Below are 23,747 nucleotides of genomic sequence, written 5' to 3'. Positions count from 1 at the left end.
AGGACACATAAATGAGTATCATAAAAACTTGTAATGTTAAATATTCCTACGATGGGAATAGGAATGTACTAAAAAATATATCTACCAATTTTGAGGTAGGGAAAATTTATGCAATCCTCGGTCCGAGTGGGTGTGGAAAAACAACCCTGCTCTCTCTGCTTGGTGGCTTGGACAGCCCATCTGACGGACAGGTATTGTTTCAAGGAGAAGATATAGAGAAAAAGGGACTTGCATATCATCGCAAAAACAATGTGGCATTCATTTTTCAAAGCTATAATCTGATTGACTATATGACGCCTGCCGAAAATGTGGCGTTGACTTCTAAACTGCCGCCGCTGCCTATCTTGGAGCGTTTGGGGCTTACAAAGGAGGAAGCAAAGCGAAATGTTCTGAAGCTCTCTGGCGGACAGCAGCAACGAGTGGCAATCGCCCGTGCATTAGCTTCTGACGCAAGCGTTATTCTTGCGGACGAGCCAACAGGAAATCTTGACGAAGACACTGCGTTTGAAATTACAAACATTTTGAAAGAATGTGCCCATCAGATGAATAAATGCGTAATAATCGTAACGCACTCGAATGAACTTGCAAAGCAGGCGGATGTGGTTTTTTGCCTGAAAAAAGCTGAGTTACAGCAGTTATGAGAACAGAATGGATACGCTGTCCTATCTGCGGAAGTAAAACTCGTGGCAAAATCAGAGAGGATACCATTTTGAAAAATTATCCCCTTTACTGTCCTAAATGCAGGCAGGAAACATTGATTAAAGCAAAGAATTTACAAGTATCAGTCATCAAAGAGCCAGACGCTTCAGACGCAGAGCCGATGAACAAGTGAGAAATCACGGTTTGTCGACTCTGTTTTTTTATAACAATAGGTAGGACAGCCCACCGAATAAAAAAAACGATGTTTCGGTGGACTGATTTGCCATGCCTTGAAATCTCTCCGACTTCGCTTTTTTGAAGTTTGGAGGGATTTTTATTGCCTGCAAATAGCAATTTCCATTTACATATATCATATCGAGGATGGGTGGACAGCCTGTTAAAAAAATCCTTGTCAGTGCAAGGGGGCTTTCTACCCAAGAAATAGAAGTCAAATCTCTACATATAAGAATAATTATATCCATAAACCGTGAGGGCGTGACAGCCTTTGCGGTTTTTCTTTTGTCGTTTTTTATTAGAACATGTCGCAGGGTTGTTTTTGACTTGGGATGCCGTTCTCCGCCCGTCAATCTGGATTTTCAAAAAAATTCAGATTGGAGGTACTTACGGTGAAATACGCACCAAGAAAGGTATATATCAAAGAAAATGGAAGCTACACAGAGTTATCCTATAAGGAATTTTGCAACCGCAGAGAAAAGAACGGGGATTATGCGGAAAAGTTCTTTATCCCCGTGCAGGGCTGTCTGATTGAAACGGAACAGACGCATTATGTTGAGTTTTATCATGACAAGGAGCGGTGGCGTTATCTGAAAAAACTGGATGCAGATAACAGCCTGCTTTCCTTAGAGGCTTTTGAGAGGGATGATGACAATAGTATTAATTTCATTGCTGATGAAGCAGTAAATGTTGCGGAAACGGTTGTCCATAGGATGATGTTGGACAAGCTGCGTTCTGCCCTTACTATGTTATCAGAAGATGAGCAAAAGTTGGTAAATGCTATCTTCTTTCAGGAATTATCGGAAAGGGAATGGTCGAGCATTTCGGGCATCCCACAAAAGACAATCAATGACCGAAAACGGAGAATATTAGCCAAACTCAAAAAAATTCTGGAAAAATAAAAAATTGTTCCGCTCAACCCCCTCACTTTTTCCTTTGGAAAAGTGAGGGGGCTTTTTTACAGTTTCCCGCAGTTCTTTGACAACCGAATACCCATTCACCAAATACATTCTTTTTGTGGCTGTAATAAGCATAAGCGTGTGCAGCGGTACGCCAAGACCCGCCGAAAGGCAGTAAGCGAAAAAATACCGACTGGAAATATCGGGCAGCTCCCGATTCCGCCATGACCCACAAAGAGGACAATGATACTCCCGTCCAGCCACAGTCCGAGCGGTAACCAATCCGCCGCAGGCAATGGGGGCGGCTCTGTCAGACCGACAGTTGGGGTGCAATTCCCGTGGCGTCAGTTCGCTGCTGACCGTTTGGTGACTTCCCTGCGTTGAAACGCATTAGCATTTTCGGGGTGTCGAGGACAAATAGAAAATGCTTTCTATCATAAAGCCAGATACAAGGCGGTCAATGGAAACAGAGTTTGTTTTATACTCCCCCGACCTTAAATACTTCCTTGTGTCTGGCTGTTACATAGGCAGGGTGTTCCTGCCTAAATACAGATGGAGGTTATAAAGAATATGGAAAAAACAATCAGGCGTGGCGACATCTACTACGCAGAGCTTAATCCCGTTGTCGGTTCGGAGCAGGGCGGCACACGACCCGTACTTATCATTTCCAATAATATGGGCAACAGGCATAGCCCGACAGTCATTATCGCTGCCATTACGAGCAGGGTGCAGACAAAATCCAAACTGCCGACGCATACCGCAGTAAATGATTTTGAGGGGCTTGATAAGGATTCCGTTGTCCTGCTTGAACAAATCCGTACAGTAGATAAGAAAAGGCTGAAACAGTATATGGGAATGATGCCGACTGAAACGATGGCAAGGGTTGATAAGGCTCTTGCCATTAGCATTTCACTTAAAAGTGGTTCGGAAAATAATTGTGTGAATTAGTGGAAATGGGAGGATTTGCACATTAGTCAAATGACGGCTGTATCCATATAATTTATGGCATACAGCCGTTAAGCTTTGCGGAGGTAGACAGATGGAAAATGTCAAAGAATTTCATAATGCGGAACAACAAAAGAATGAAGACAACGAAGCAGAAAACTTTGATGTCTTTATAAAGGCTATGGTGCAGGCAGTTGAAAAATACGGAAGATTTGTTTTGCAGGAACTGGATTGTGTTGCGTAGGTTTACGCAACCTTACATACCGCATTTTCCAAAATTATCGGAGGTGTTAGAATGAACAGAGAAGGGAAGAAATGTGTTCTGTATCCAAGAGTAAGTACCGAGATGCAGGTTGACGGATACAGCCTTGAGGGGCAGAAAAATAGTTTGAAACGGTTTGCAGACCGTGAGGAAATGGAAGTTGTCGGCATCTACGAAGATGCAGGAAAATCGGGGAAGTCAATCGAGGGGCGACCCGCATTTAAGAAAATGCTGACCGACATAAAAAGCGGGTTGGAAATAGAGTATATCCTTGTCTATAAACTTTCACGTTTTGGGAGAAATGCGGCGGACATTCTAAATTCATTGGAGTTTGTCCAGTCCTATGGGATAAACCTTATCTGCATTGAGGAGGGGATTGACTCATCCCAGACAAGTGGAAAGCTGCTCATATCCGTCCTGTCAGCGGTTGCAGAGATTGAGAGGGAAAATATCATTGAGCAGACCATGAACGGACGCAGGGAAAAAGCAAGGCAGGGAGGTTGGAATGGCGGTTTTGCCCCATACGGGTATTATCTGAAAGACAACCATCTTTTAATAGAGGAAACAGAAGCCGAAGCAATCAGAATTATATTTGATAAGTTTGGAAATTCAGACATAGGACTTGGGGGAGTTGCAAAATATCTCAATCTGCAAGGGATAAAGAAAGTACCCCGCCAGAATGGAAAGTTAGAAACATGGAGCAGCCACTTAATACGGCAGATATTAGACAACCCTGTTTACTGCGGAAAAATTGCATATGGCAGAAGAACACGGGAAAAAGTCAAAGGAACAAAAAACGAATATAAGCAGGTTCATACCGATGATTATATTTTAGAGGACGGACAGCATGAGGGAATTGTCAGTGAAGAACTCTGGCAGAAAGTCCATGCAAAACGTCTGGCAACAGGAATCAAGCAGCCGTCGAGAATTGGCAAAGAAAGGTCGCATCTTTTGACGGGCGTTTTGAAATGTCCCCTTTGCGGCAGTTCAATGTATACGAATAAACATGCATGGACAAATAAAGACGGCACATATAAGGAAGTCTACTATTATATATGCGGAAGAAATAAGCAGGAGCGGGGGCGTCATTGTGACTACAAGGCATCTTTAAGGAAAATCGACATTGAGCCGCTTGTAGTGGAAGCGGTAAAAGAGCTTGTAAGCGATGCCTATTTTGCAAAAGAGATTGAAAAGCGGATTGGAGTGCAGACAGATACAAGTATTGTAGATAAAGAACTTGCCAATTATGAAAATAAGCTGAAAGAGGTGGATTTGAATAAAGCACGTCTGGAAAATGAGATTGACAATCTTCCTGTCGATGCCCGATTTCGTGAAAGAAAAATCCATGATATGACATTAAGGCTTGATGCTTTGTATGATACGATGGTAGAGTTGGAGGAACGCATTGAAGATGCGAAGCTGCGAAAAAGCTCTATTGAGATGGAAGCCATCACGCTTGATAATGTTTACAAAATCATGCAGAATTTTGGAAAGCTGTATGCTATAATGAGTGATGAGGAAAAGAAAAGCCTTATCACTTACCTTATTAAAGAAATTCAGATATATCCGAGTGGAGAATCGAAAATGCCGTTGAAGTCGATAGAGTTTAACTTTCCAATTTATATTGACGGCAAGGAAGTAAGGAAAGTTTTGTGGGAAAAGGGTAATACCGTTGAGACTATTGTGTTGATACAAAAGAAAACTTCGTAGAAATCCTTTATTTTTGGCACTTTACGAAGCATTTCACGTTCACTTCGGAGGGGGAGAAAATCCGAAATAAGCACCTCAAAAACTACTTTGACGTTTCGGTGGTAGTTGATATCGGGTGTGGGAACACAAACGGAAAATAAAGGGTTTGGGCAATCAACGTGTCTATGTAGTGTCCACCTTGCCGATAAAAAGTGGGCAACAGGCTCTTAGAAATTGAATGGGATAGGCGTATCATTAGAGATAGTGGTACGCTTTTCTTGAATATGATTTTTGAGAGTGATAATATAAAGATATGAAAATGTAAAATGAGATTTTTAGCAACATATTTTTGTGTTTTAATATTGGACAAAAGGAGTAGGAGAATATGTTTGAATTAAATAATAAAGATAGAAAAAAGATAGATGCATGTTATCAATCTTTACAGAATTATTATCTAAAAAGCAATAAAAAGCAATTGGACTTTGATGATAAGCCTTTTATTAATTTATTAGACTTATTGTATCCTATAATTAGGAAACACCCCTATTTTTCAAATGACTTTTTTGCATCTGCTGTTGAATTATAATTTGGAAAAGAAAGTAGAAGTTGCAGATGATTTAGATGAACTACTTTTATATATAGAAAATCTTTTTAATATAAATAAAGATGAGCATTTTTTGATTTTCCCATTACAGGGTTCTGGCTTGAATAAAGATATTTCATTTTTGAATTTTCATTTATTATCAGAAAAAAATGAAGCAGAAATATACAGCAAATATCTGAAATTACTCAAATTTAATATAACGGAGTAAAAGATTTTCTTGACCATACTCAAAAAAGTCGCTCAAAAGATTTCCTTAAATCTAATGTTATGATTATTAAAGTTGAAAATCAGATAGAAAATGTAGACAGAACGGCATATCAAATGGCACAATTTGCCGTGTATATCTTTAAGATTATTCATTCAGCTTATGGTATGGACTCAAGTATATTTTGCATGGCTGAACGATGGGAGGGAGAGAATAGCCATGTTGCTATTTTAACGAAAGATAATTGGAGATGTGGACAGGGTTTTGGCTGGAATGCACATTTAAAATGTAAAATAGATATTGATTTTATGGCGGAAGAAAATACCAAAGAATATTTGGATTTCTGTTTGATACAGTAACAAAGAAAGAGAATGACATTTTGACGAATAAGTTTATTAATGCATTAATCTTATATGGAAAAGCTGATGTACAAAACAGTGAATATAGAGATACCGATTTAGCAATATTGCTTTATATTACAGCGTTGGAATCGTTGTTGACAGAAGGACGTAATGAAAAGAGATTAAGACTTTCTGCAATAGTGCCTCAGATAATAAATTGTGAAGGAAAAAATATAACAGAAATTTCAGTACTTTTAGAAAAGTTATATACATCAAGAAATAATTTTTTGCATGCAGGTCAGTCATCTTATTATTCAAGGAGGGATGAAGATATAGAATGTTTAGAGAAGATTACTGTGCGTGTTATATAAGATGTTTTGAATTAGGTAAAAGTGTTGATGGTGTTGGAGAAAGAAGAACAAAGGCTTGGCCAAAATATGTTGATAATGTTTTTATGGATTTGATTTTGGGCAAATAGCTTAATGATTTTATTGCATGAACTACGCAAGATAAAAAATAGGGAAGACATACGAATGGTGTGGAGGAACTGATATTTAAGGTCGTAAACGCACCAGTAAAGAGAATGAAAATTGAATATGTCTAAGGCACATCACAGAGCCGCTTATTCTTAGTGATTTTTAAGAGTAAGCGGCTTTTTTGCGTGTAGCAATGAGCCAAGCGGAAATGCTTGCATTTCCATTTGGCGACTGCCACGGTCAGCGAGATGTTAATCGGGCTGCGTTCTTTGGTACTCTTACATAGCCACCTTGACAAAGTGGCTATGTAAAGGATTCATGGCAATAAAAAAGCCGATTGGCGGTTTTTACTAAACTACACCAATCGGCTATGTAAAAATCTATTCTGTTTTATTCTCTGCCTTATCTGCTCTTACATGATATGGCTTCCCTTATTCTCTCTGTATCCCATTTTTCTGGAAACAATACCGCCATAATATGAAACGCATCCATCAGCCCTGCTAAATACGCATGAGTGCCGTATTCAAAATCCTGCTTTTCCCTGCAATCTATAAGATGTTGGCAAACTTCCCTCTGTTTCTCCGTCAAATCAAGCTGGTTAAAGGCATCCTCCGCATATCCCTCACCCTTACTGTCTTTTTGATAACTGGCATCAGCCTGTAACAGTTTTAATACGGACTCATCTTTTAATTTCTCTACGGCTATTTTCACCAGTTCTTTAAATTCCTTATCGCACATCACTTCCCCCTACCAATTCTACTCTTAATTTTTTTATAGGTGCATGGATAACCTTAAAAATAAGTTCGTCAACGCAGTCTGTATATCTGCCTTGCTGCATGAGCTGATTCTTCAGTTCCACAAGGCTATGTAAGAAAATGCTCCGTTCCTCACTATCAACATATAAATGATTTTTCTTTTCTCTCATAAATGTTACCGTCCTTTTTGCTTTTATTATATAGACAGATACCAGTATATTCAAAGATGCAAATGAGCGAAAAAAAGCGTACCACTATTTCTAATGATACGCTCACGGTTTTAAATAACCTCAAAATGCTTTAAAGCATCCTTTATCGCTTCCACTTTCTCCGTCATCGGATGCTTCCTCGGCTCTTTCAATTCCTCTACCGCATTAGGAGCATCATACATCGGCAATCCTAACTCTCTCTTTACCTCTGCGATATATGCGGTATGTACTTTGAAGCCATACTTCGCTTCTATGTATTTCTTAATCATCTTATATGTAACTCGCTCTTTCGGCTTGTACGCTTCGGCTCTCTTGGCAATATTATCAAGCGGCACTTTGCCCTCACCCTCGCCAAACTCGACTTTTACGTTGATTACGCTGTCAGGTTTTTTGTGGAAAAGCATTACAACCGTCTCCATGGCCGATGCGATGAAAAACTCAGCTTACCGGTGGAATATCGCAGCAGGAAAAACACTTGTATCAATTGGAAGTCCTGCCCACAATGTAAGCTCAGGAGATTTTGAGGTGGAGGATGGTAAAAACTATATTTGGAAACAATGCGAAGATACTAACTATGCAGCGTTGACTTATGCAACAGATTATAATTATGATACAGGGAAATATTATTAAGTTGATATAATAATTAATACAAAACACAAATGGGAAAACAGTGCGCAACCTAATGGTTATGATACCCATAGATCTATTCCGGTACGCCAAAATTCCAGGAGGGAGACGAATACCTCCTGTTCCTCTTTAACCCCAAGTGCGGGAATGCTTTCAACACAGAGGGGGATTATTATAGCCTCTACGGCCTGGTGCAGGGGGTCTACAAAAAGATAGAGGACGGACCTATGTGAACCCGGCCACCGAGAACGAGCTGCCCGCCTACGCCCTGGTCTCCGCCCATCTGGACGAGCCGGTGGACGAGGACTTTTTTTGCCGGCAGGACGAGGAGGCCTTCCGGTACAACTACGAGACCGGCATGGACACCTGGGAGGAGTACCAGGAGAACCTGAAAGGCCTGGACAAATACGCGAAAATTGTGGAATATAGTAAACGCACTTAAAAATCGGTATTTACCGGTTTTCAAGCTAGGCGGCTGCGCCGCCGGGTTCGAAAGAGGTAAAAATCCCTCTTTTGAACTGCGTTAACTATAAACAAAAAAGGGCCGTGGCAACGGCTCCTTTTTTGTACGCGGGAAACGGGCTGGGGCTTTCGCTAAGAACGCGGGCCCTTATCCTCCTCTTCCATGGGATCATCTTCCGGTTCAAAGCCGTCTTTCGCGGCGCAAAGGGCCTTTCCCAGCTCCAAAGCCACATCCATTTCCATTATGATGGAAGCGATCTGTTCCGCTTTGATACCCTGAATGTCCCCGTCACCGCTGATATCCGGCAGCTTTTGCCGGAGTTGTATGATCACCGTGCCGCCGTCCTCCGCTGACGAGCATGTAAATCCATTAATAAACTGATACATTGCAGTCTCTCCCCTCAACTCCTTTTTGTTCCCGCTTCATGCTGGAGTAGGTATACCCCTGATGAAAGGAAGGGGTGTTGTCTTTCACCACAGTATACACCCCACCGGCGTGTTGCACTTGGCTGTGATCCTTCAGCTCCACCTGCAAATCCATCCCCAGCTTCACCGCGATCTCGGCCAACAGACGAACCGTGAAATTCATGTCGCCATTTTCCCATTTCGATATGGTGCTCTGCTTTTTTCCGATGCTGGCCGCCAGCTCCGCCTGGGTCATGTCCAGACCGATCCGCTTTTTCGCAATGGCGTTGGACAAGCTGGAGATGATGTCCGCCGACAAAATCTCCTCCGCGCTCATATTTTCCGTCAATGCCAACAGCAGATCCTTCATTGTCGCACTTTTTTTCATGACAGCTCCTCCTCCAATTCTTTTCGCCTCTGGACGGCCTTGGGGATCTCATGGGTATAGTCGGTGTCTTTATGGCCCGCCCTTTCGAAAAAGGCGCACAGCAAAGCGGGCCTGCCATCCGATAAAAAGCAATACAGAATCCGGATATTGAATTCCTTTCTCGCCAAGTGCATACTGTAAATGCCCTGATCCAAAAGTTCGAACTCCTGATGGCGCACCGCGTGAATTCCCCTCTCATCCAGGAATTTCAGCCTAGCGATGAGAATGTCCAGAAAGGCCTGTTCGCTGCCAGAGCTCTTCAGGATTCCCAGCAGTTCAAGGATTAAGTCTTGATGGACGGAAATCCCGTGCAGCGCCGCAACCAGCAGAGCGATAAACTTCTCTTTGTTCATTGATATTCCTCACCTGCTATATTATACCCTAATTTCAGCAATTTTGCAACCACTTACGATAAAAAATTCCAGATAAAGAATATCTCTGCTTTATCTCGAGCGGGGAAGGGCTTTGGACGCCCTCTTTTCCAGCGGGAGCGTCCAAAGCGCGCTTTTGGGGACGATGTTTTGGCCTCCGGCGGCTTAGGGGCGTTGGGTCTCGCCTTCCGGCTCGGTCGGCGACGGGAAATCGCCACCGGCGATTGTCGCCCCCTAAGAACCCCACCACCTTTGAAAAGGGCGCTGGTCCCCGGTGGGGACCGTCAAGCGCTGACCGAACCGGCAGGTGAGACGACGAAACTTTTACCTTGGATAGCTTTGACCGGTCCAGCTGGTCTTAAGCTGGCGGGGGTGTGGGGGTGAGCGTCTGCCAGTGGCAGACAAGCTGCGAACCGACCGAGCCGGCAGGCGAGACCACGTCCTTTGGCCCGAAGGCCTCCCATTACTTCAAAAAAGCACGCGCTTCGAGCGCCCCTTTTGCAGCTTCCCTATAGACAAGTTGCATTTTTTCTGGTATACTGCTTAAGATAAAGGCGTTTTTGCCAAAAAAGCGGAGCCTTTCTTGTCTCTGCTTTCATTTTACTGGATTGGAAGTGCTTGTCATGACTGTGATTCCCCAGGGCTATGCCCCTTCTCTGGGCCTGTACGACACCCAAAAGGCCATCGGCCTCATCAAAAATATCTTCCAGGTGAAGCTCTGCGCAGCCTTGCACCTCAAGCGGGTCACCGCCCCTCTATTCGTGGACCCGGCCACCGGCTTGAACGACGATCTGAACGGCGTGGAGCGCCCGGTGGGCTTCGATATCCCCGCCGTGGGCTTTGAGGGCCAGGTGGTCCATTCCCTGGCTAAATGGAAGCGTCTGGCCCTGCACGACTACAATTTCTTTGTGGGCAACGGCCTAGTCACGGATATGAACGCCATCCGCCGGGACGAAGAGCTGGACAATCTCCACTCCATTTACGTGGACCAGTGGGACTGGGAAAAGGTGATTGCTCCGGAGGACCGCACAGAGGCATATCTGGAGGAGACCGTAAAGAAAATCGTCAGCGCCATCTGCGGCACTTTGGACGAACTCCAGTGGCAGTTCCCGGACCTGCCCACCCAGCTGTGCCGGGAGGTGGTCTTTGTCTCCGCCCAGGAGCTGGAGGACCGCTGGCCGGAGCTCTCCCCCAAGGAGCGGGAGACCGCCTTTGTGAAGGAGCACCGCACGGCCTTCATCCGGCAGATTGGCGGAAAGCTGAAAAGCGGCAGGCCTCACGACGGCCGGGCCCCGGACTATGACGACTGGGCCCTCAACGGCGACCTCCTGTTCTGGCACGAGCCCTTGGGCGTGGCCCTGGAGATCAGCAGCATGGGCATCCGGGTGGATCCGGAATCCCTGGACCGCCAGCTCACAGAGGCCGGGTGCGGCCACAGAAGAGAACTCCCCTTCCACAAAATGCTGCTCAGCGGCCAGCTTCCCCTCACCATTGGCGGGGGAATCGGCCAGAGCCGGCTGTGTATGCTGCTTTTGGGCAAGGCCCATATCGGCGAGGTGCAGGCTTCTCTATGGGACCAGGACACCCAGGAGGCGTGCCGGTCTGCGGGGATCATCCTGCTGTAATGAATGTCGTCATACTGCGGAGGTTTCTGGGGCGCGGAGCCATATTCCTGTTGCCCCATAAAATTATAGGGAGGTAGAAAAGATGGACTTGGAAAAGATGAAACACAAATATGCCTATACTCTGGCTCGGGTAGGGCTGAACGTACAGAAAGGTCAGACCGTGCTGGTGGAGGCGGCGGTTGAGGGCTGGCAGTTTACCAGCATTTTTGCGGAGGAATGTTACAAGCTGGGCGCGGGCAATGTAGTGGTCCATTACCTGGACCTGCCCAATATGAAAATCGCCGCTCGGTATCGCGGCGATGAGGATGTGCGCCGGGTAGAGGATTGGGAATACGCCATGCATGAAGGCTATCTGGAGGACGGGGCCTGCTATGTGCGGCTGGAGGGGGTGAACCCCAGGCTGATGGAGGATGTCAGCGAAAAAAATTCCAACGCCATTTTTGCCCATGTGGATACGGTGCGTAACATTATGCGCAAGGCCAGCCGGGAAAAGCACTGTCAGTGGCTGATCGCCATGATCCCCACCGTGGAGTGGGCAGAGTATATTCTGGATAAGACCGGAGCCGAGGCGGAGGAGGAGCTTTGGCGCATTTTGCTGAAGCTCTGCTATATCGACGAAGCCAATGACGTGGTGGAAACCTGGCGGGAAAAGGGCAGGAAAACCGCCCGACTGGGCCGGGCAATCGACGCGCTGCACCTGACCCGGCTGCACTATACCGCCTCCAACGGCACAGACCTTACCGTTGGGCTCGCCCCTTGGTCCAAATTTGGCTACGAAGAGGGAGAGTCGCCCGCAGACTATGTCCCCTTCAATCCCAACATTCCCAGCGAGGAGATCTGCACCACTCCCAGCAAGTTTGAGACCAACGGCGTAGTCTATGCTTCCCGGCCACTGGTGCTGGGCGGAAAGAAAATCGAGAATTTTGGCTTCCGGTTTGAGAACGGCAAGGTGGCAGAGGTCCTGGCCGGAGAGGGCAGAGAGATGCTGGAAGCGCTCGTGGCCACAGACGAAAACGCCGGATATCTGGGCGAGGCGGCGCTGGTGGAGTATCATTCCTCCATTAGCATGAGCGGCCTGGTGTACTATACCACCCTGATCGATGAGAACGCCAGCTGCCATCTGGCATTGGGCCGGGGGCTGGGGCGTGCTCCCCAGGGACAGGAGGCGTTGTTTAACGATTCCACCATCCATGTGGACTTTATGATCGGGACGGCGGACATGAGCATTACCGGCTTTACAGAGGACGGAAAGGAAGTAGAAATTTTCCGAAACGGCGATTTCGCCCTGCCGCTCTAGAGGCTGTTTGAAAACCGGAGAAAAGCCGGATTTTCTCAATACAAAGCGTGTGGAAGGGTCAGGCCGGGGGGCTCCGGGTCTTGACCCTTTTCCGTTTTTATGGTACAAGGAGCCCTTTCCGGCCACTCGCCGTCTTGCTTCGAATTTGGGAGAATGTTATAATCTGCCGGCACGGGGCGCCTATTCCAGGAAGAATCGCGGGAAGAAGCGCCCGTTTCTCCGGCGGGATAGGGAAAAATCATCCGCTTACTCCCTAAAACAAAATTTTTTTAAAAATCTTACCGTTTCCTATGGAATTTTTCGGGAATTCTTGTTATAATTGAGGCAGTAATCGGAGGAAGAAGCAAACGATTCCGGTTGAACATTCTTTAGGAGGTTGTTACCAATGAGCCACAAGTATGTATACCTGTTTACAGAGGGCAATGGTTCCATGCGCGAGCTGCTGGGCGGCAAGGGCGCGAACCTGGCCGAGATGACCAATCTGGGCCTGCCCGTGCCCCAGGGCTTTACCATCAGCACTGAGGCCTGTACTCAGTATTACGAGGACGGCCGGAAGATCAACGACGAGATCCAGGCGCAGATCATGGAGTATGTAGGCAAGATGGAGGAGATCACCGGCAAGAAGTTCGGCGACAAGGAGAACCCGCTGCTGGTTTCCGTGCGCTCCGGCGCCCGGGCCTCTATGCCCGGCATGATGGATACCATCCTGAACCTGGGCCTGAACGAAGAGGTCGTGGAGTATATGGCCAAGGCCTCCGGGAATCCCCGCTGGGCCTACGACTGCTACCGCCGTTTCATTCAGATGTACTCCGACGTGGTTATGGAGGTGGGCAAGAAGTACTTTGAAGAGCTCATCGACCAGATGAAGGAGAAGAAGGGCGTTACCCAGGATACCGAGCTGGACGAGAACGACCTGAAGGAGCTGGCCGAGCAGTTCAAGGCTGAGTACAAGGAAAAAATCGGCGCGGACTTCCCCACCGATCCCAAGGAGCAGCTCATGGGCGCCGTGAAGGCTGTGTTCCGCTCCTGGGACAACCCCCGCGCCAACGTATACCGCCGCATGAACGAGATCCCCTACAGCTGGGGCACCGCCGTCAACGTGCAGATGATGGCTTTCGGCAACATGGGCGACGACTGCGGCACCGGCGTGGCCTTTACCCGCGACCCCGCCACTGGCGAGAAGAAGCTGATGGGCGAGTTCCTGACCAACGCCCAGGGCGAGGACGTGGTGGCCGGTGTGCGCACTCCCATGCCCATTGCCCAGATGGAGGAGAAGTTCCCCGAGGCTTTCGAGCAGTTCAAGAAGGTGTGCGCTCTGCTGGAGGGCCATTATCACGACATGCAGGACATGGAGTTCACCGTAGAGCACGGTAAGCTCTTCATGCTCCAGACCCGTAACGGCAAGCGCACCGCTACCGCCGCCATCAAGATTGCCTGCGACCTGATCGATGAGGGCATGAAGACCGAGGAAGAGGCCCTGCTGATGATCGATCCCAAGCAGCTGGACGCTCTGCTGCATCCCCAGTTCGACGCCGCCGCCCTGAAGGCCGCCACTCCTGTGGCCAGCGCCTTGGCTGCCTCTCCCGGAGCCGCCTGCGGCAAGATCGTGTTCACCGCCGAGGACGCCGTGGAGCAGGGCCAGGCCGGTGAGAAGGTGGTTCTGGTCCGTCTGGAGACCTCTCCCGAGGACATTGAGGGCATGCACTTCTCCCAGGGCATCCTCACCGTGCGCGGCGGCATGACCAGCCACGCGGCCGTTGTGGCCCGGGGCATGGGCACCTGCTGCGTATCCGGTTGCGGCGCCATCAAGATGGACGAGGCCAACAAGAAATTCACCCTGAACGGCCGGGAGTACCATGAGGGCGACTATATCTCTCTGGACGGCACCACCGGCAACATCTACGGCGAGGCCATTCCCACCGTGCCCGCCTCCACCGAGGGCGGTTACTTCGGCCGGATCATGGAGCTTTCCGACAAGTACCGCACCCTGCAGGTCCGCACCAACGCCGACACCCCCAAGGACGCCGCCCAGGCCGTGGCCTTCGGCGCCGAGGGCATCGGCCTGTGCCGCACCGAGCACATGTTCTTTGATCCTGACCGCATCGCCGCTATCCGGGAGATGATCTGCTCCGACACCGTGGAGCAGCGCAAAGCCGCTCTGGCCAAGCTGGAGCCCATGCAGCAGGGCGACTTCGAGAAGCTCTACGAGGCTCTCGAGGGCAAGCACGTGAACATCCGCTTCCTGGATCCCCCGCTGCACGAGTTCGTCCCCACCGAGGAGAAGGACATCGAGCTGCTGGCCGAGACCCAGGGCAAGAGCGTGGAGGACATCAAGGCAATTATCGCCGGCCTGCATGAGTTCAACCCCATGATGGGCCACCGCGGCTGCCGTCTGGCCGTCACCTATCCGGAGATTGCCGAGATGCAGACCGAGGCCGTCATCAAGGCCGCCATCAACGTGAACAAGGCCCATCCCGACTGGCATATCGTGCCTGAGATCATGATCCCCCTGGTGGGCGAGATCAAGGAGCTCAAGTATGTGAAGAAGACCGTGGTGGAGACCGCCGACAGGATCATCGCCGAGGCCGGTGTGGACCTGAAGTACAAGGTGGGCACCATGATCGAAATCCCCCGTGCCGCTCTGACCGCGGACAAGATCGCCGAGGAGGCCGAGTTCTTCAGCTTCGGCACCAACGACCTGACCCAGATGACCTTCGGCTTCTCTCGCGATGATGCCGGCAAATTCCTGGGCAGCTACTATGAGAACAAGATCTATGAGAACGATCCCTTTGCCCGTCTGGACCAGGAGGGTGTTGGCCAGCTGGTGAAGATGGCTTCCGAGAAGGGCAAGGCCGTGCGCCCCGACATCGTGCTGGGCATCTGCGGCGAGCATGGCGGCGACCCGACCACCATCGAGTTCTGCCACAACGTGGGCCTGACCTATGTGTCCTGCTCTCCCTTCCGCGTGCCGATCGCCCGTCTGGCTGCTGCTCAGGCGGCTATCAAAAGTAGGTAGGAGTTCGCTTCCTTTGAATTACCGCTATCTTTCGAGCAGGCGACAGCTTACCGAAAGGCTAACGGACAGTATGTAAGGAAAAATCAATGGAGAGAAACTACCGTAACGGTATATATCGACCTTGATTAAGAACTGAATTAAGATAAGCGTATCATTAGAAATAGTGGTACGCTTATTTTTTCGCTCGTTTGCACCTTTGAATACCAAGCCGTCTCTATATATAATGGAAACAGGAAAGGACGGTGGAAAGCAATCTCCAACGCTCTGCCATTTTGCCGAGTGAGAAAGCCTTTGCGTATAAGATGCAGCTTGAAGCAATGAACAGGCAACATGGATCAGAAAGACCGCTCCATTTTGGACGATGGGCCGGAGGGAGAAGAAGTAGAAGAAAAGGCGCGGGTTAGGGAATATATGCGATAAAGAAAGGGGCAAGCTGCAAACTTGCTCCTTTACATAGGCTGCATTATAATTGCTTTCTTAGGTGTGCGTCCTTGCGGAGCGTGTCTTTGAGAGCCTGGGCCATGTCCGCTATCGTGCGGATTTCATAGGTGTCACAATCCGATAATGTGTCTGCAATATCCAGTTCAAACTGCACCCGGGCATGGGTCAGGTTGTCACACACGAGGGCATCCAGTATAACGCCCAGCGCGTTGGCAATGGCGACCATGGTTGTCAGACTGACCCGCGTGGTGCCGGTTTCGATATTGCTCATGTGGGCCGGGGAAACACCTGACATCTCCGCCAAATTCTCCTGGGTGAGGTCAGCCTTGATACGTTCGATTTTGATACGCTTGCCGATGGGGAGGTTTCTGTTGACTTTGAGAGGGAATACCAATATAATGATAGTTGGTTATAGAGGGGATGAGTAGCTTGAGATTTAGCAATGTGTTCTTCATCAATGGGACGGCCTACGCCGGGAAATCCACCATGGTGAAGCTGCTGGCCGAAAGACACAACGGTATTGCCTGCGAGGAAAATTATCACGATTCTATGCTGGCCGGTTTGGACAGCCGGGAGTTTCCCTGCCTGACCTACACCCGGGATTTGCAGGATTGGCGCGATTTTATCAGGCGGACGCCGGACGAGTATGAGGCTTGGGTAAAAGGCGTATCAAAAGAGTGTGAGATTCTTGAACTGCAAATTCTGGACAAGCTGGCTGAAACTGATAAACTAGTGTTTGTGGACACTAATATATCCCTTGAAACGCTGCGGGAGATTTCCGATTACGACCATGTGCTTATCATGCTGGCTGATCCGGAGATATCGGTGAAGCGCTTTTTTGAGAGGCCGGACAGGGAAAAGCAGTTTCTCTATATGCTGATGATGGAGGAACCCGACCCGGAGCAGGCGCTTGAGAATTTCCGGCAGTGCCTGGAGCGGATCAACTCCCCTGCCGCGTACGAGAAGTTTCTCCATTCGGGATTCCGGGTGATTTTGAGGGATGACAATCGGAGTATTGAGGAGACTTTCGCTTTGGTAGAGCGTGAGTTCCGGCTATAAATCGTGTAAGGGGAAGATGTTATGTCAAATGGTGCACACGTTCTTTTATTTCGGGTAGAACCCATCAAGGCGGCTCAGATTGAAAGCCTGTGTAAAAATCTAGGCATAAGCACGTCAAAAATCGGCCTTGCCGACTACTCCCAAAAGCTGGCGTATCTTGCAGGAATACCGGGTTTTCCAAGAGAAGATATCGAATACACCGGCCCAGAGTTCCCATCTGAAATGATGGTGTTTTCCAATATGGCAGATATGCTCGACCGCTTTTTAAGCGAATACAAAAAAGCCGGTATACCACCTATTGACCTAAAGGCTGTTATCACACCACACAATATATTTTGGAGCGCGGAGGACTTATACAAGGAGCTTTCTAAGGAGCACCAAGCGTTCCAGAAGAAGTAGACCACAGTGTTACATAGCTGGGAGGTTTTCTTAAATGAAGCCTCTCGGCTATTTCCATTTGAATCGGAGGTGAACAATATGCCCTATATCCCACCCGAAACCCTGTCCAAGGCCCGTGAGATGGACTTGCTGACCTACCTGCGCAACTACGAGCCGGACGAGCTGGTACACTTCGGCGGCAGCACCTACTGCACCCGTGAGCATGACAGTCTGAAGATCTCCAACGGCAAGTGGTGCTGGTTCTTGCGGGGAATCGGAGGCACGTCGGCGCTGGACTATCTTATCAAAGTGAAGCAGTTACCATTTCTGGACGCAGTAGAGCGTATCACCGGGCAGGCGGCAATTCAGCCGCCTGTTTTTGTTTCCCGGCAAAAGAAGGAAAAGCCAAAGGTGCTGTTGCTCCCAAAAGTCAGTGAGAACACTTCCCAGGCTGAAGAATATCTTGCAGGACGCGGCATAGACCGTGCGCTTATCACTTTCTGCCTCCAGACCGGGCGAGCATTATCGTCGGCAGCCGCATTTTTGACAAGCTGAAGGTGAGGGACATTATTCCGGCATGGGGGCAGGCTGCTGGTAAAGAGGATTGCTGCAACAGAAGGGTATACGGTGTCGCATCGGGGAAAATGGCTTACAGTACCAGAGGAGTGTTTTTATTTGTTGGGGGATAACAGGGAGAACTCTTGGAATTCCAGGTACTGGGATAGTCCTTTTATATCTCGAAACGCAGCGTATGTAAGGCTATTCCAAATAGGTACTGCGCTGCAATCAATGTTATGGATGACCCGGAAAACCATATTTTTCCCAGCAAGCTGGAAAACCGGCCGATAACCAAGAGGTCAGTTGAAGAATGGTTTGAGGCCCTGCTAAGGATAACCGGGGTTTATGTTCGGACGAAGAAGCGCGTCCACGGGCAATGCCTCCATTGCTTCCAAAAGCGGCCCAAAGAGGAGCCGGGCATCGGTGTGGTGGAAATGGATCGTGCGGAGGGACGCAAGGGCGGAAAAGTCCTACTGACCATGTCCTTCCGCAGCTGTGACTTGCTTTTGATCTTCTTACTTGAGACACACATGAAAATGCCTCCCGTAGGGAGGCTATAAGAGCATGGATTCAATTTTTGGGGCCTGGCTTAGGGCTTCGGTGGGTGCTGGGGAACCATACAGCGGGAGTGAGGATGGAATACCCTATAACTACCTCATCCGTGGGGTTAGAGAGAATGTGGGGCAGGTTGGAGCGGATCAGGGTGGTGTCCCCGGCCTCCAGATGGACGGGCTTCCCGTCGATGATCACATCCACGGCGCCACGCTCCAGCAGGACGATTTCTTCGCTGGGGTGGATGACCGGCAATTCTCCGTCTACGCTGCGGGGCGCCAGCTCGAACTGTGCCACCAAAGATTGGGGCACGAACTCCCCGGTGGGCATGGGGGACATGATCCAATAGCGCACGTTGGAGTTTGGCTGGGAAAGCTGGATCATCTCATCCTTGTGGATGGTCGATCCACTCCCCTGTTGAAGCCGCCAGGGCCTGCCGGCTGGAGGCCGCGGACATCCTGAATATCAAGCTGATGAAGTGTGGCGGCCTGTACCCGGCAGAAAAGATCAACGCTGTGGCCGAGGCAAACCACGTCCAGTGTATGGTGGGCTGTATGCTGGAGACCAAGGTGGCCATCGCCGCAGGGGTGGCCCTGGTGGCAGCCAAGTCCAATATTACGGAGGCTGACTGCGACAGTTTTATGTATGCCGTGGATCCGGAGATGGGTATGCCCGGCGGCTTCTCTGTGGAGGGCGGGGTGTACACCCTGTCGGACAAGCCCGGCCTGGGCATTGACTTCGACTTTTAGCTGTGGGATAATGGAAAGGGGATAATGAGTATGAATGGGACATTGCTTTCGTCGGAGGGGGCCCTGGTGTTCGTTATTTTCGGAGTGGTGGCCCTGGGACTGTGGCTGCAGCGGTTCAAGGTCTTTAAGACGCTGGGCCCGGCGCTGACTGTCATTATAACGGGCATTGTGCTTTCCAACCTGAAGGTCGTGCCCACCTCCAGCGCCACTTACGACGCCGTCAGCAACTACTGTGTGCCGCTGTCGGTATCCATCTGCCTGTTGAGCCTGGACCTGCGCCAAATGCGCAAGCTCACCAAAGAGCCGGTGATCGCCCTGATCTCCGCCGTATGCAGTGTGTGTTTGGTAGCGCTGGTGTTTGGCGTGGTGTTTGCCGGGAAGATCGATGAGGGATGGAAGGTATCCGGTATGTTTGTGGGCACTTATACGGGGGGTAGCTCCAACCTGACCGCTATCGCGGTGGGCCTGAACGCTGCCAAGACCACCATCGCTTCGGCCAACGCTGCGGACTATGTGGTGGGCATCCCCACGATGATCCTCATGTTCGCGGTCCCCGCCATCTACAAAGGTTCCAAGAAGCTGAAAAAGCTGTGGCCCTACGATATGCCACAGGAAGAGCTGGCGGGGGAGGGGGATCACGAGGAACTGATGGCCTCGAAAGAATGGTCTATCCAGGAGATCGCCTGCCTGCTTGCCATTGGCTTCGGCACGGTGTGGGTCTCCACCCTGATCTCCAGCATGGTGTTCGGGGAGGACTTCCGCAGCGCGGGCCGCATCTTGCTTATTACCACATTCTCCATCCTTCTGGCCCAAGTACCTGCGGTGCGGAGGCTCCGGGGAAATTTCGACTTGGGGCTGTTTGTGGCCCTACTGTTCCTCAGCACCATCGGCTTCGCCGTAGATTTGATGCAATTCTTTGGTTCAACCTTCTATATCACCTTATTCTGCTTCTGTGTGATTTTGTTCAGCAGCCTGCTACACCTGCTCATCACACGGCTGCTGAAGATCCGCTTTGAGTATGTGCTGCTGTCCATCGTGGGCTGCATCTCCGACGGCCCTACTGCGGCGCTGGTGGCTTCCAGTGCCCAGTGGAAGATCCTCATCAACATTGGCCTGCTCATGGGCGTTTTGGCGGGGGCCTTGGGAAATTATGTGGGCATTTTCGTTGCCTATGCGATACGGGCGATTGTAGGGGGATGATCTTAAATAAGACGAAAGGTGGGAAACCTAATGGCTGTTTTTAATTTGTATGTGTCGGGCATCCTGTACGGCAAGCTGGATCTTGTTTCTGGGGCGCCCCGTATCCGCCGTCTGGATGTATTCACGGGATGTCTGGGGGATTGGGAGCCCATAACGCCGGAGATCTCGGGGGAATATAAGTCCTTTTTGAAAATGGACTTTCTCGCCCTGGCGGAACATGCCGGGGAGTATGCCCAGGCCCTTTGCGGCAAGGGGGAATTTGAGGCGGCGGGGGAGCGGTATATCAGCGAAGATGGCGTCCACTATCTCCAGCGGGATGTGAAGTTCCCCTGCAACAAACAGATGGAGGGCGGGGAGCTTATCGCTGTGTATTGCCCTTCCCGGGAGATGGTGACCTTGCTGGTGCGGGAGGGCTTTGAGGAGCGCACTCTCCTGCGGCAGTGGCGGGAGACTTGGCCGGAGGAGAAGCTCTTTGCCGTGACCTATGCCGGCGCCTTTGACGTGCCCATGGGGGATGGGGTGGCCCTGTCCACCGATGTGTACCTGCCCGCCGGTGCGGAGAAGGTTCCGGCGGTACTGGTGCGCACCCCCTATGGAAAAGAGGGGGGTCGGGAGGTCTACTACCGCTATGTGCAGCGGGGCTACGCCGTGGTTATCCAGGACGTGCGCGGCCGCAACAAAAGCGGCGGGGAGTGGATCCCCAATTACTACGAGGTAGAGGATGGGGACGACACCCTGAACTGGATTGCCGCCCAACCCTGGTCCTCTGGCAGTGTGGGCATGGTGGGCGGTTCTTACCTGGGGTACGTCCAATGGGCCGCTGCGGCCAGTGGCAACCCCCACTTGAAAGCCCTCATCAGCGTGGTGTGTGCCGGCAGCGCTTTCGTCGATGTGCCCCGGCGGGGCGGGTCCCTCAACTCCGGGATGCTCGCCTGGGCTTTCTCCGTGTCCCAAAAGACTTTTAAGCCGGAGCTCATGGAGCGGGACGATTGGCAGGAGGTACTGCGCATCCGTCCCCTGTCGGATATTCCTAAGAAAGCCTTAGGCTACGAAGTTCCATTCCTGGACCAGTGGTTCCAGCCCCGGGACAACGACGCGTTCTGGAGCCGTTCTGACTGGCAGGCGCGCTCTCAAGGAGCCCAGATCCCGGCGCTGATCCAGTCCGGTTGGTTTGATGACAACGGCATGGGCACCACCCAGGCGCTGGAGCTGGTCCACGACTTCCCTGCGGAGAAGCGGAAAGTCATCCTGGGACCCTGGCAGCACGGTGGCAACAGCAAGTACGATATGCACGGGGTGTCCTTTGGCAGCCAGGCTTTGCGCTTCGACTTGGATCTGCTCTACTTCCGGTGGTTCGAGCGGTACTTAAAGGGCGTGGAGAACGGTGTGGATCGGGAAGCACCTGTGGAATACTACACCCTGGGCCAGGAGCGGTGGAAGACCGCGGAGAATTGGCCGGTCCCCGCCACGGCGGAACGGGCGCTGTACCTGACCAGCTCCGGTCATGCCAACACTTCCTCCGGGGACGGGTTCCTCACCTGGCAGGCCCCGGCACAGGAGGGCAGGGATCGCTACCGCTACGACCCACAGGATCCTGCCACCCATATTGTGGATATGTCGGAGAACGAGCTGGAAGTCCCCGAGGATTACACCCAGGAGGAGCAGCGGCAGGACATTCTCTGCTATACCACGCTGCCCCTCCCCGAGGACGTGACCATCACCGGGGATATGACAGCGGAGTTATATATCTCCTCTGACGCCCCGGATACGGACTTTGTGGTGCGGGTCACTGACGTGGACGAGAACGGCCGTTCCATCAAACTGGCGGACGGGGTGCTCAGCGCCCGGTACCGCAACGGATTTGAGAAAGCAGAATTTCTGGAAAAAGGGGAGATTGCTTGCCTGAAGATCCGCACCACCAAGCTGTCTAACTGCTTCCGCAAGGGACACCGCATCCGGGTGACTGTGACCTCTGGAGCGGAGAATTTTATCTTCCCCAACAGCAACACCCGGGAGGGCTATAACAGCGCGGCTACCGTGGTGGCGGAAAACACCCTGTACCACGGCGGCGCTCACGCATCTAAATTGACCGTGCGTGTGGAGGAATAGAGGCCTATCTGCGAGCCGGCGCAGGTTGAAGGAAATGCGGGAATATCTATGTGAAGGCTGGGAGAGATCCCAGCCTTTTTCCTACCCCCAATTAAGGGCCGGGCCGCCTCAAAAGCGGGAAGCGCCCCGGGGCACGAAAACACACACCGCCCCCGCTGGGAGACGGCGTGCTTTCCTGCAGGTCAATGGGTATCGGGATAGGTCTCCTGGTACTGGGAGGGTGTCATGCCGGTTTTGCTTTTAAACACCTTCAAGAAGTAAAAATAGTCTTCAAACCCGCAGGCCGCACTGGTTTCCGAAATGGTGTGGCCGGAGCTGAGCATACGCTTGGCCTGATCCACCCGCAGGATCCCCTGCATCTGCTTGATCGTCACGCCGTACACAGCCTGGAAGATGGTATTCAGGTGGTGGTAGGTTCTGCCAAACGCGGCGGCGTAGTCCTGGTTCTGCAGCTGCCGACCTTTGTTGTTATCGATATATTGCAAAATCCGGAGGGCCATTCGGTTTTCCCGCTTGGACCATAGTTTCTTTTTTTGCATAGCCAGGCTGATCTGGTACAGGATTGCCTGGATCTGGGAGGAGAGGAAACTCTCGCTGAAAAATGGCGGAGCCCGGTGGCAGGCCGCATACTCCATCAGGTCAAAGCAGGGGAGCTCCAAGGGGACCTGCCCCCACAAGGGCAGCAGGATGTGGCCGGGATCCAGCTTTGCCGGAGGAGGGGACTCTGCCCCCTCTGCCTGGAAATGAGCGAAATACGCCTCATGCTGGTCATACTGAAGCCCGCAATGCCGCACATATGGCGGCAGCAAGAAAAATTCTCCGCCGTGAACCACATGGTCCTCCCCATAGATGTGGAAGGTCCGCGTCCCGTTGATCATCAGCACCAGGACCCACTGGGCCATCACCCGGTCCGGGTGCACGTTCCCGCCGCTGAACTTATCCACGATCTCCACATGGACATCCCCTGTCAGCCGGAATCACCGGGGTGTCCCTTGTCCGGTATCCATAGATGCCGCACCTGCCTTTTCCAATAAGTCCATGTCATAATAGGCCGAGCCAGGGGGAAAAGTCAAGCGGGGATGAACAAAAATATCTGTTTTTTCCATATCGTTATCGTTCCCTCCTACAATAGTAAATAACGTTGAAAGGCGCGGCAGCCAACCGTGCCTTTTGCTGTCTCAAAGCTGAAACTGTAGAATGAGGGAGAAAAAGG

The 23,747-nt window shown here is 50.7% G+C and carries 32 protein-coding genes and 1 pseudogene; 23 read left to right on the top strand and 10 right to left on the bottom strand.

Features of this window, described 5'->3' with window-relative positions; all coding sequences use genetic code 11:
• Positions 1-11 precede the first annotated feature (11 nt).
• The 10 genes from D7X94_RS11905 (at position 12) to D7X94_RS18190 (ending at position 6,189) form a co-directional block, all read left to right on the top strand.
• Entirely contained in the window at positions 12-641 is a 630-nt protein-coding gene (locus tag D7X94_RS11905) for an ATP-binding cassette domain-containing protein (protein ID WP_120427916.1), read from the top strand.
• Entirely contained in the window at positions 638-832 is a 195-nt protein-coding gene (locus D7X94_RS11900) for a cysteine-rich KTR domain-containing protein (protein ID WP_120427915.1), read from the top strand. Before D7X94_RS11905 ends, D7X94_RS11900 begins: the two co-directional genes overlap by 4 nt.
• 433 nt (positions 833-1,265) lie before the next feature.
• Positions 1,266-1,775, top strand: a complete 510-nt coding sequence (locus tag D7X94_RS11890) for an RNA polymerase sigma factor (RefSeq protein WP_243111297.1) — start codon at positions 1,266-1,268, stop codon at positions 1,773-1,775.
• A 567-nt stretch (positions 1,776-2,342) separates the two neighbouring features.
• Positions 2,343-2,720: a type II toxin-antitoxin system PemK/MazF family toxin gene (locus D7X94_RS11875; protein WP_120427911.1), complete on the top strand. Its 378-nt coding sequence runs from the start codon at positions 2,343-2,345 to the stop codon at positions 2,718-2,720.
• 91 nt (positions 2,721-2,811) lie between these two features.
• Positions 2,812-2,961: a hypothetical protein gene (locus D7X94_RS18800; protein ID WP_199715105.1), complete on the top strand. Its 150-nt coding sequence runs from the start codon at positions 2,812-2,814 to the stop codon at positions 2,959-2,961.
• Positions 2,962-3,012: 51 nt separating this feature from the next.
• Positions 3,013-4,689 (top strand): recombinase family protein, encoded by a 1,677-nt coding sequence (locus tag D7X94_RS11870; RefSeq protein ID WP_120427910.1) that lies wholly within the window; start codon positions 3,013-3,015, stop codon positions 4,687-4,689.
• A 364-nt stretch (positions 4,690-5,053) separates the two neighbouring features.
• Positions 5,054-5,254 (top strand): hypothetical protein, encoded by a 201-nt coding sequence (locus D7X94_RS11865; RefSeq protein WP_120427909.1) that lies wholly within the window; start codon positions 5,054-5,056, stop codon positions 5,252-5,254.
• Position 5,255: 1 nt separating this feature from the next.
• On the top strand, positions 5,256-5,480 hold the full coding sequence (locus tag D7X94_RS18195; protein WP_147401721.1) for a hypothetical protein: 225 nt from the start codon (positions 5,256-5,258) through the stop codon (positions 5,478-5,480).
• 59 nt (positions 5,481-5,539) lie between these two features.
• On the top strand, positions 5,540-5,836 hold the full coding sequence (locus D7X94_RS11860) for a hypothetical protein (protein WP_120427908.1): 297 nt from the start codon (positions 5,540-5,542) through the stop codon (positions 5,834-5,836).
• A 20-nt stretch (positions 5,837-5,856) separates the two neighbouring features.
• Positions 5,857-6,189 (top strand): HEPN domain-containing protein, encoded by a 333-nt coding sequence (locus D7X94_RS18190; RefSeq protein WP_147401720.1) that lies wholly within the window; start codon positions 5,857-5,859, stop codon positions 6,187-6,189.
• A 507-nt stretch (positions 6,190-6,696) separates the two neighbouring features.
• On the opposite strand, the gene D7X94_RS11855 is transcribed toward D7X94_RS18190, so the two are convergent.
• The 3 genes from D7X94_RS11855 to D7X94_RS11845 form a co-directional block, all read right to left on the bottom strand.
• Complete coding sequence (locus tag D7X94_RS11855; RefSeq protein ID WP_120427907.1) at positions 6,697-7,032, bottom strand: hypothetical protein; 336 nt, start codon at positions 7,030-7,032, stop codon at positions 6,697-6,699.
• Complete coding sequence (locus D7X94_RS11850) at positions 7,022-7,219, bottom strand: hypothetical protein (RefSeq protein WP_120427906.1); 198 nt, start codon at positions 7,217-7,219, stop codon at positions 7,022-7,024. The genes D7X94_RS11855 and D7X94_RS11850 overlap by 11 nt, the downstream gene beginning before the upstream one ends.
• 110 nt (positions 7,220-7,329) lie before the next feature.
• Positions 7,330-7,662: an RNA methyltransferase gene (locus D7X94_RS11845; protein WP_243111296.1), complete on the bottom strand. Its 333-nt coding sequence runs from the start codon at positions 7,660-7,662 to the stop codon at positions 7,330-7,332.
• Positions 7,663-7,675: 13 nt separating this feature from the next.
• On the opposite strand from D7X94_RS11845, the gene D7X94_RS18185 reads away from it, so the two are divergent.
• A complete protein-coding gene (locus D7X94_RS18185) occupies positions 7,676-7,888 on the top strand; it encodes a hypothetical protein (RefSeq protein ID WP_147401719.1) in 213 nt (70 codons plus the stop codon).
• Positions 7,889-8,114: 226 nt separating this feature from the next.
• On the top strand, positions 8,115-8,327 hold the full coding sequence (locus D7X94_RS11840; RefSeq protein WP_120427904.1) for a hypothetical protein: 213 nt from the start codon (positions 8,115-8,117) through the stop codon (positions 8,325-8,327).
• A gap of 152 nt (positions 8,328-8,479) precedes the next feature.
• On the opposite strand, the gene D7X94_RS11835 is transcribed toward D7X94_RS11840, so the two are convergent.
• The 3 genes from D7X94_RS11835 to D7X94_RS11825 are packed head-to-tail and all read right to left on the bottom strand — an operon-like array spanning position 8,480 to position 9,532.
• On the bottom strand, positions 8,480-8,734 hold the full coding sequence (locus tag D7X94_RS11835; RefSeq protein ID WP_120427903.1) for a hypothetical protein: 255 nt from the start codon (positions 8,732-8,734) through the stop codon (positions 8,480-8,482).
• Positions 8,718-9,140 carry a helix-turn-helix transcriptional regulator gene (locus tag D7X94_RS11830; protein WP_120427902.1) on the bottom strand — a complete coding sequence of 141 codons (423 nt, stop codon included), beginning with the start codon at positions 9,138-9,140 and terminating at the stop codon, positions 8,718-8,720. Before D7X94_RS11830 ends, D7X94_RS11835 begins: the two co-directional genes overlap by 17 nt.
• Complete coding sequence (locus D7X94_RS11825) at positions 9,137-9,532, bottom strand: type II toxin-antitoxin system RelE/ParE family toxin (protein WP_120427901.1); 396 nt, start codon at positions 9,530-9,532, stop codon at positions 9,137-9,139. Before D7X94_RS11825 ends, D7X94_RS11830 begins: the two co-directional genes overlap by 4 nt.
• 641 nt (positions 9,533-10,173) lie before the next feature.
• Here D7X94_RS11825 and asnA point away from each other — a divergent pair.
• The 4 genes and pseudogenes from asnA to D7X94_RS19250 form a co-directional block, all read left to right on the top strand.
• On the top strand, positions 10,174-11,175 hold the full coding sequence (gene asnA / locus D7X94_RS11820; protein ID WP_120427900.1) for an aspartate--ammonia ligase: 1,002 nt from the start codon (positions 10,174-10,176) through the stop codon (positions 11,173-11,175).
• An 82-nt stretch (positions 11,176-11,257) separates the two neighbouring features.
• Positions 11,258-12,472 carry an aminopeptidase gene (locus D7X94_RS11815; RefSeq protein ID WP_120427899.1) on the top strand — a complete coding sequence of 405 codons (1,215 nt, stop codon included), beginning with the start codon at positions 11,258-11,260 and terminating at the stop codon, positions 12,470-12,472.
• Positions 12,473-12,857: 385 nt separating this feature from the next.
• Positions 12,858-15,488 (top strand): pyruvate, phosphate dikinase, encoded by a 2,631-nt coding sequence (ppdK, locus tag D7X94_RS11805; RefSeq protein ID WP_120427897.1) that lies wholly within the window; start codon positions 12,858-12,860, stop codon positions 15,486-15,488.
• 242 nt (positions 15,489-15,730) lie between these two features.
• Positions 15,731-15,823: pseudogene (locus D7X94_RS19250) on the top strand (ParB/RepB/Spo0J family partition protein); the annotation flags it as partial.
• Positions 15,824-15,951: 128 nt separating this feature from the next.
• On the opposite strand, the gene D7X94_RS11800 reads toward D7X94_RS19250, so the two are convergent.
• Positions 15,952-16,323 carry a helix-turn-helix domain-containing protein gene (locus D7X94_RS11800; protein ID WP_120427896.1) on the bottom strand — a complete coding sequence of 124 codons (372 nt, stop codon included), beginning with the start codon at positions 16,321-16,323 and terminating at the stop codon, positions 15,952-15,954.
• Between the two features lie 35 nt (positions 16,324-16,358).
• On the opposite strand from D7X94_RS11800, the gene D7X94_RS11795 reads away from it, so the two are divergent.
• The 4 genes from D7X94_RS11795 (at position 16,359) to D7X94_RS19245 (ending at position 18,215) form a co-directional block, all read left to right on the top strand.
• A complete protein-coding gene (locus D7X94_RS11795) occupies positions 16,359-16,988 on the top strand; it encodes a hypothetical protein (protein ID WP_120427895.1) in 630 nt (209 codons plus the stop codon).
• Positions 16,989-17,009: 21 nt separating this feature from the next.
• Positions 17,010-17,387 (top strand): DUF3783 domain-containing protein, encoded by a 378-nt coding sequence (locus D7X94_RS11790; RefSeq protein ID WP_120427894.1) that lies wholly within the window; start codon positions 17,010-17,012, stop codon positions 17,385-17,387.
• A gap of 78 nt (positions 17,388-17,465) precedes the next feature.
• Entirely contained in the window at positions 17,466-17,921 is a 456-nt protein-coding gene (locus D7X94_RS11785; RefSeq protein WP_120427893.1) for a hypothetical protein, read from the top strand.
• Positions 17,922-17,993: 72 nt separating this feature from the next.
• Positions 17,994-18,215 carry a S26 family signal peptidase gene (locus D7X94_RS19245; protein ID WP_243111294.1) on the top strand — a complete coding sequence of 74 codons (222 nt, stop codon included), beginning with the start codon at positions 17,994-17,996 and terminating at the stop codon, positions 18,213-18,215.
• Positions 18,216-18,494: 279 nt separating this feature from the next.
• Here the strand turns inward: D7X94_RS19245 and D7X94_RS11775 are convergent, their stop codons facing one another.
• The gene (locus D7X94_RS11775; protein ID WP_120427891.1) at positions 18,495-18,860 is read right to left on the bottom strand and encodes a cupin domain-containing protein; all 366 of its coding nucleotides are present in this window, start codon (positions 18,858-18,860) and stop codon (positions 18,495-18,497) included.
• On the opposite strand from D7X94_RS11775, the gene D7X94_RS11770 reads away from it, so the two are divergent.
• From D7X94_RS11770 to D7X94_RS11760, 3 genes are read left to right on the top strand one after another with little or no spacing between them, the layout of a single operon-like run.
• Complete coding sequence (locus tag D7X94_RS11770; RefSeq protein ID WP_120427890.1) at positions 18,839-19,225, top strand: enolase C-terminal domain-like protein; 387 nt, start codon at positions 18,839-18,841, stop codon at positions 19,223-19,225. The two genes, D7X94_RS11775 and D7X94_RS11770, sit on opposite strands and share 22 nt — an antisense overlap.
• 30 nt (positions 19,226-19,255) lie before the next feature.
• Positions 19,256-20,425, top strand: coding sequence for a DUF819 family protein (locus D7X94_RS11765; protein ID WP_120427889.1), 1,170 nt, complete (start codon positions 19,256-19,258; stop codon positions 20,423-20,425).
• 30 nt (positions 20,426-20,455) lie between these two features.
• Complete coding sequence (locus D7X94_RS11760; protein ID WP_120427888.1) at positions 20,456-22,534, top strand: CocE/NonD family hydrolase; 2,079 nt, start codon at positions 20,456-20,458, stop codon at positions 22,532-22,534.
• Positions 22,535-22,716: 182 nt separating this feature from the next.
• Here D7X94_RS11760 and D7X94_RS11755 read toward each other — a convergent pair whose 3' ends face one another.
• Together D7X94_RS11755 and D7X94_RS19530 are read right to left on the bottom strand one after the other, a co-directional pair.
• Positions 22,717-23,487 carry a helix-turn-helix domain-containing protein gene (locus D7X94_RS11755; RefSeq protein WP_120427887.1) on the bottom strand — a complete coding sequence of 257 codons (771 nt, stop codon included), beginning with the start codon at positions 23,485-23,487 and terminating at the stop codon, positions 22,717-22,719.
• A 24-nt stretch (positions 23,488-23,511) separates the two neighbouring features.
• Positions 23,512-23,640: a hypothetical protein gene (locus D7X94_RS19530; protein ID WP_279221784.1), complete on the bottom strand. Its 129-nt coding sequence runs from the start codon at positions 23,638-23,640 to the stop codon at positions 23,512-23,514.
• Between the last annotated feature and the right edge of the window lie 107 nt (positions 23,641-23,747).

Source organism: Acutalibacter sp. 1XD8-33 (assembly GCF_003612555.1).
Lineage (GTDB): Bacteria > Bacillota > Clostridia > Oscillospirales > Acutalibacteraceae > Acutalibacter.
Note: the sequence above shows the minus strand (reverse complement) of the source record. Positions and strands in the feature narration are given on the sequence as shown.

Coding starts and splice junctions, on each gene's coding strand:
- D7X94_RS11785 (WP_120427893.1), top strand. CDS start 17,466: ATGCCCTATATCCCACCCGAAACCCTGTCCAAGGCCCGTGAGATGGAC.
- D7X94_RS19530 (WP_279221784.1), bottom strand. CDS start 23,640: ATGGAAAAAACAGATATTTTTGTTCATCCCCGCTTGACTTTTCCCCCT.
- D7X94_RS11835 (WP_120427903.1), bottom strand. CDS start 8,734: ATGTATCAGTTTATTAATGGATTTACATGCTCGTCAGCGGAGGACGGC.
- D7X94_RS11875 (WP_120427911.1), top strand. CDS start 2,343: ATGGAAAAAACAATCAGGCGTGGCGACATCTACTACGCAGAGCTTAAT.
- D7X94_RS11760 (WP_120427888.1), top strand. CDS start 20,456: ATGGCTGTTTTTAATTTGTATGTGTCGGGCATCCTGTACGGCAAGCTG.
- D7X94_RS11815 (WP_120427899.1), top strand. CDS start 11,258: ATGGACTTGGAAAAGATGAAACACAAATATGCCTATACTCTGGCTCGG.
- D7X94_RS11855 (WP_120427907.1), bottom strand. CDS start 7,032: ATGTGCGATAAGGAATTTAAAGAACTGGTGAAAATAGCCGTAGAGAAA.
- D7X94_RS11850 (WP_120427906.1), bottom strand. CDS start 7,219: ATGAGAGAAAAGAAAAATCATTTATATGTTGATAGTGAGGAACGGAGC.
- D7X94_RS18800 (WP_199715105.1), top strand. CDS start 2,812: ATGGAAAATGTCAAAGAATTTCATAATGCGGAACAACAAAAGAATGAA.
- D7X94_RS11860 (WP_120427908.1), top strand. CDS start 5,540: ATGATTATTAAAGTTGAAAATCAGATAGAAAATGTAGACAGAACGGCA.
- D7X94_RS11775 (WP_120427891.1), bottom strand. CDS start 18,860: ATGATCCAGCTTTCCCAGCCAAACTCCAACGTGCGCTATTGGATCATG.
- ppdK (WP_120427897.1), top strand. CDS start 12,858: ATGAGCCACAAGTATGTATACCTGTTTACAGAGGGCAATGGTTCCATG.
- D7X94_RS11845 (WP_243111296.1), bottom strand. CDS start 7,662: ATGCTTTTCCACAAAAAACCTGACAGCGTAATCAACGTAAAAGTCGAG.
- D7X94_RS11765 (WP_120427889.1), top strand. CDS start 19,256: ATGAATGGGACATTGCTTTCGTCGGAGGGGGCCCTGGTGTTCGTTATT.
- D7X94_RS11900 (WP_120427915.1), top strand. CDS start 638: ATGAGAACAGAATGGATACGCTGTCCTATCTGCGGAAGTAAAACTCGT.
- D7X94_RS18185 (WP_147401719.1), top strand. CDS start 7,676: ATGGCCGATGCGATGAAAAACTCAGCTTACCGGTGGAATATCGCAGCA.
- D7X94_RS11905 (WP_120427916.1), top strand. CDS start 12: ATGAGTATCATAAAAACTTGTAATGTTAAATATTCCTACGATGGGAAT.
- asnA (WP_120427900.1), top strand. CDS start 10,174: ATGACTGTGATTCCCCAGGGCTATGCCCCTTCTCTGGGCCTGTACGAC.
- D7X94_RS11830 (WP_120427902.1), bottom strand. CDS start 9,140: ATGAAAAAAAGTGCGACAATGAAGGATCTGCTGTTGGCATTGACGGAA.
- D7X94_RS11790 (WP_120427894.1), top strand. CDS start 17,010: ATGTCAAATGGTGCACACGTTCTTTTATTTCGGGTAGAACCCATCAAG.
- D7X94_RS11870 (WP_120427910.1), top strand. CDS start 3,013: ATGAACAGAGAAGGGAAGAAATGTGTTCTGTATCCAAGAGTAAGTACC.
- D7X94_RS11825 (WP_120427901.1), bottom strand. CDS start 9,532: ATGAACAAAGAGAAGTTTATCGCTCTGCTGGTTGCGGCGCTGCACGGG.
- D7X94_RS11865 (WP_120427909.1), top strand. CDS start 5,054: ATGTTTGAATTAAATAATAAAGATAGAAAAAAGATAGATGCATGTTAT.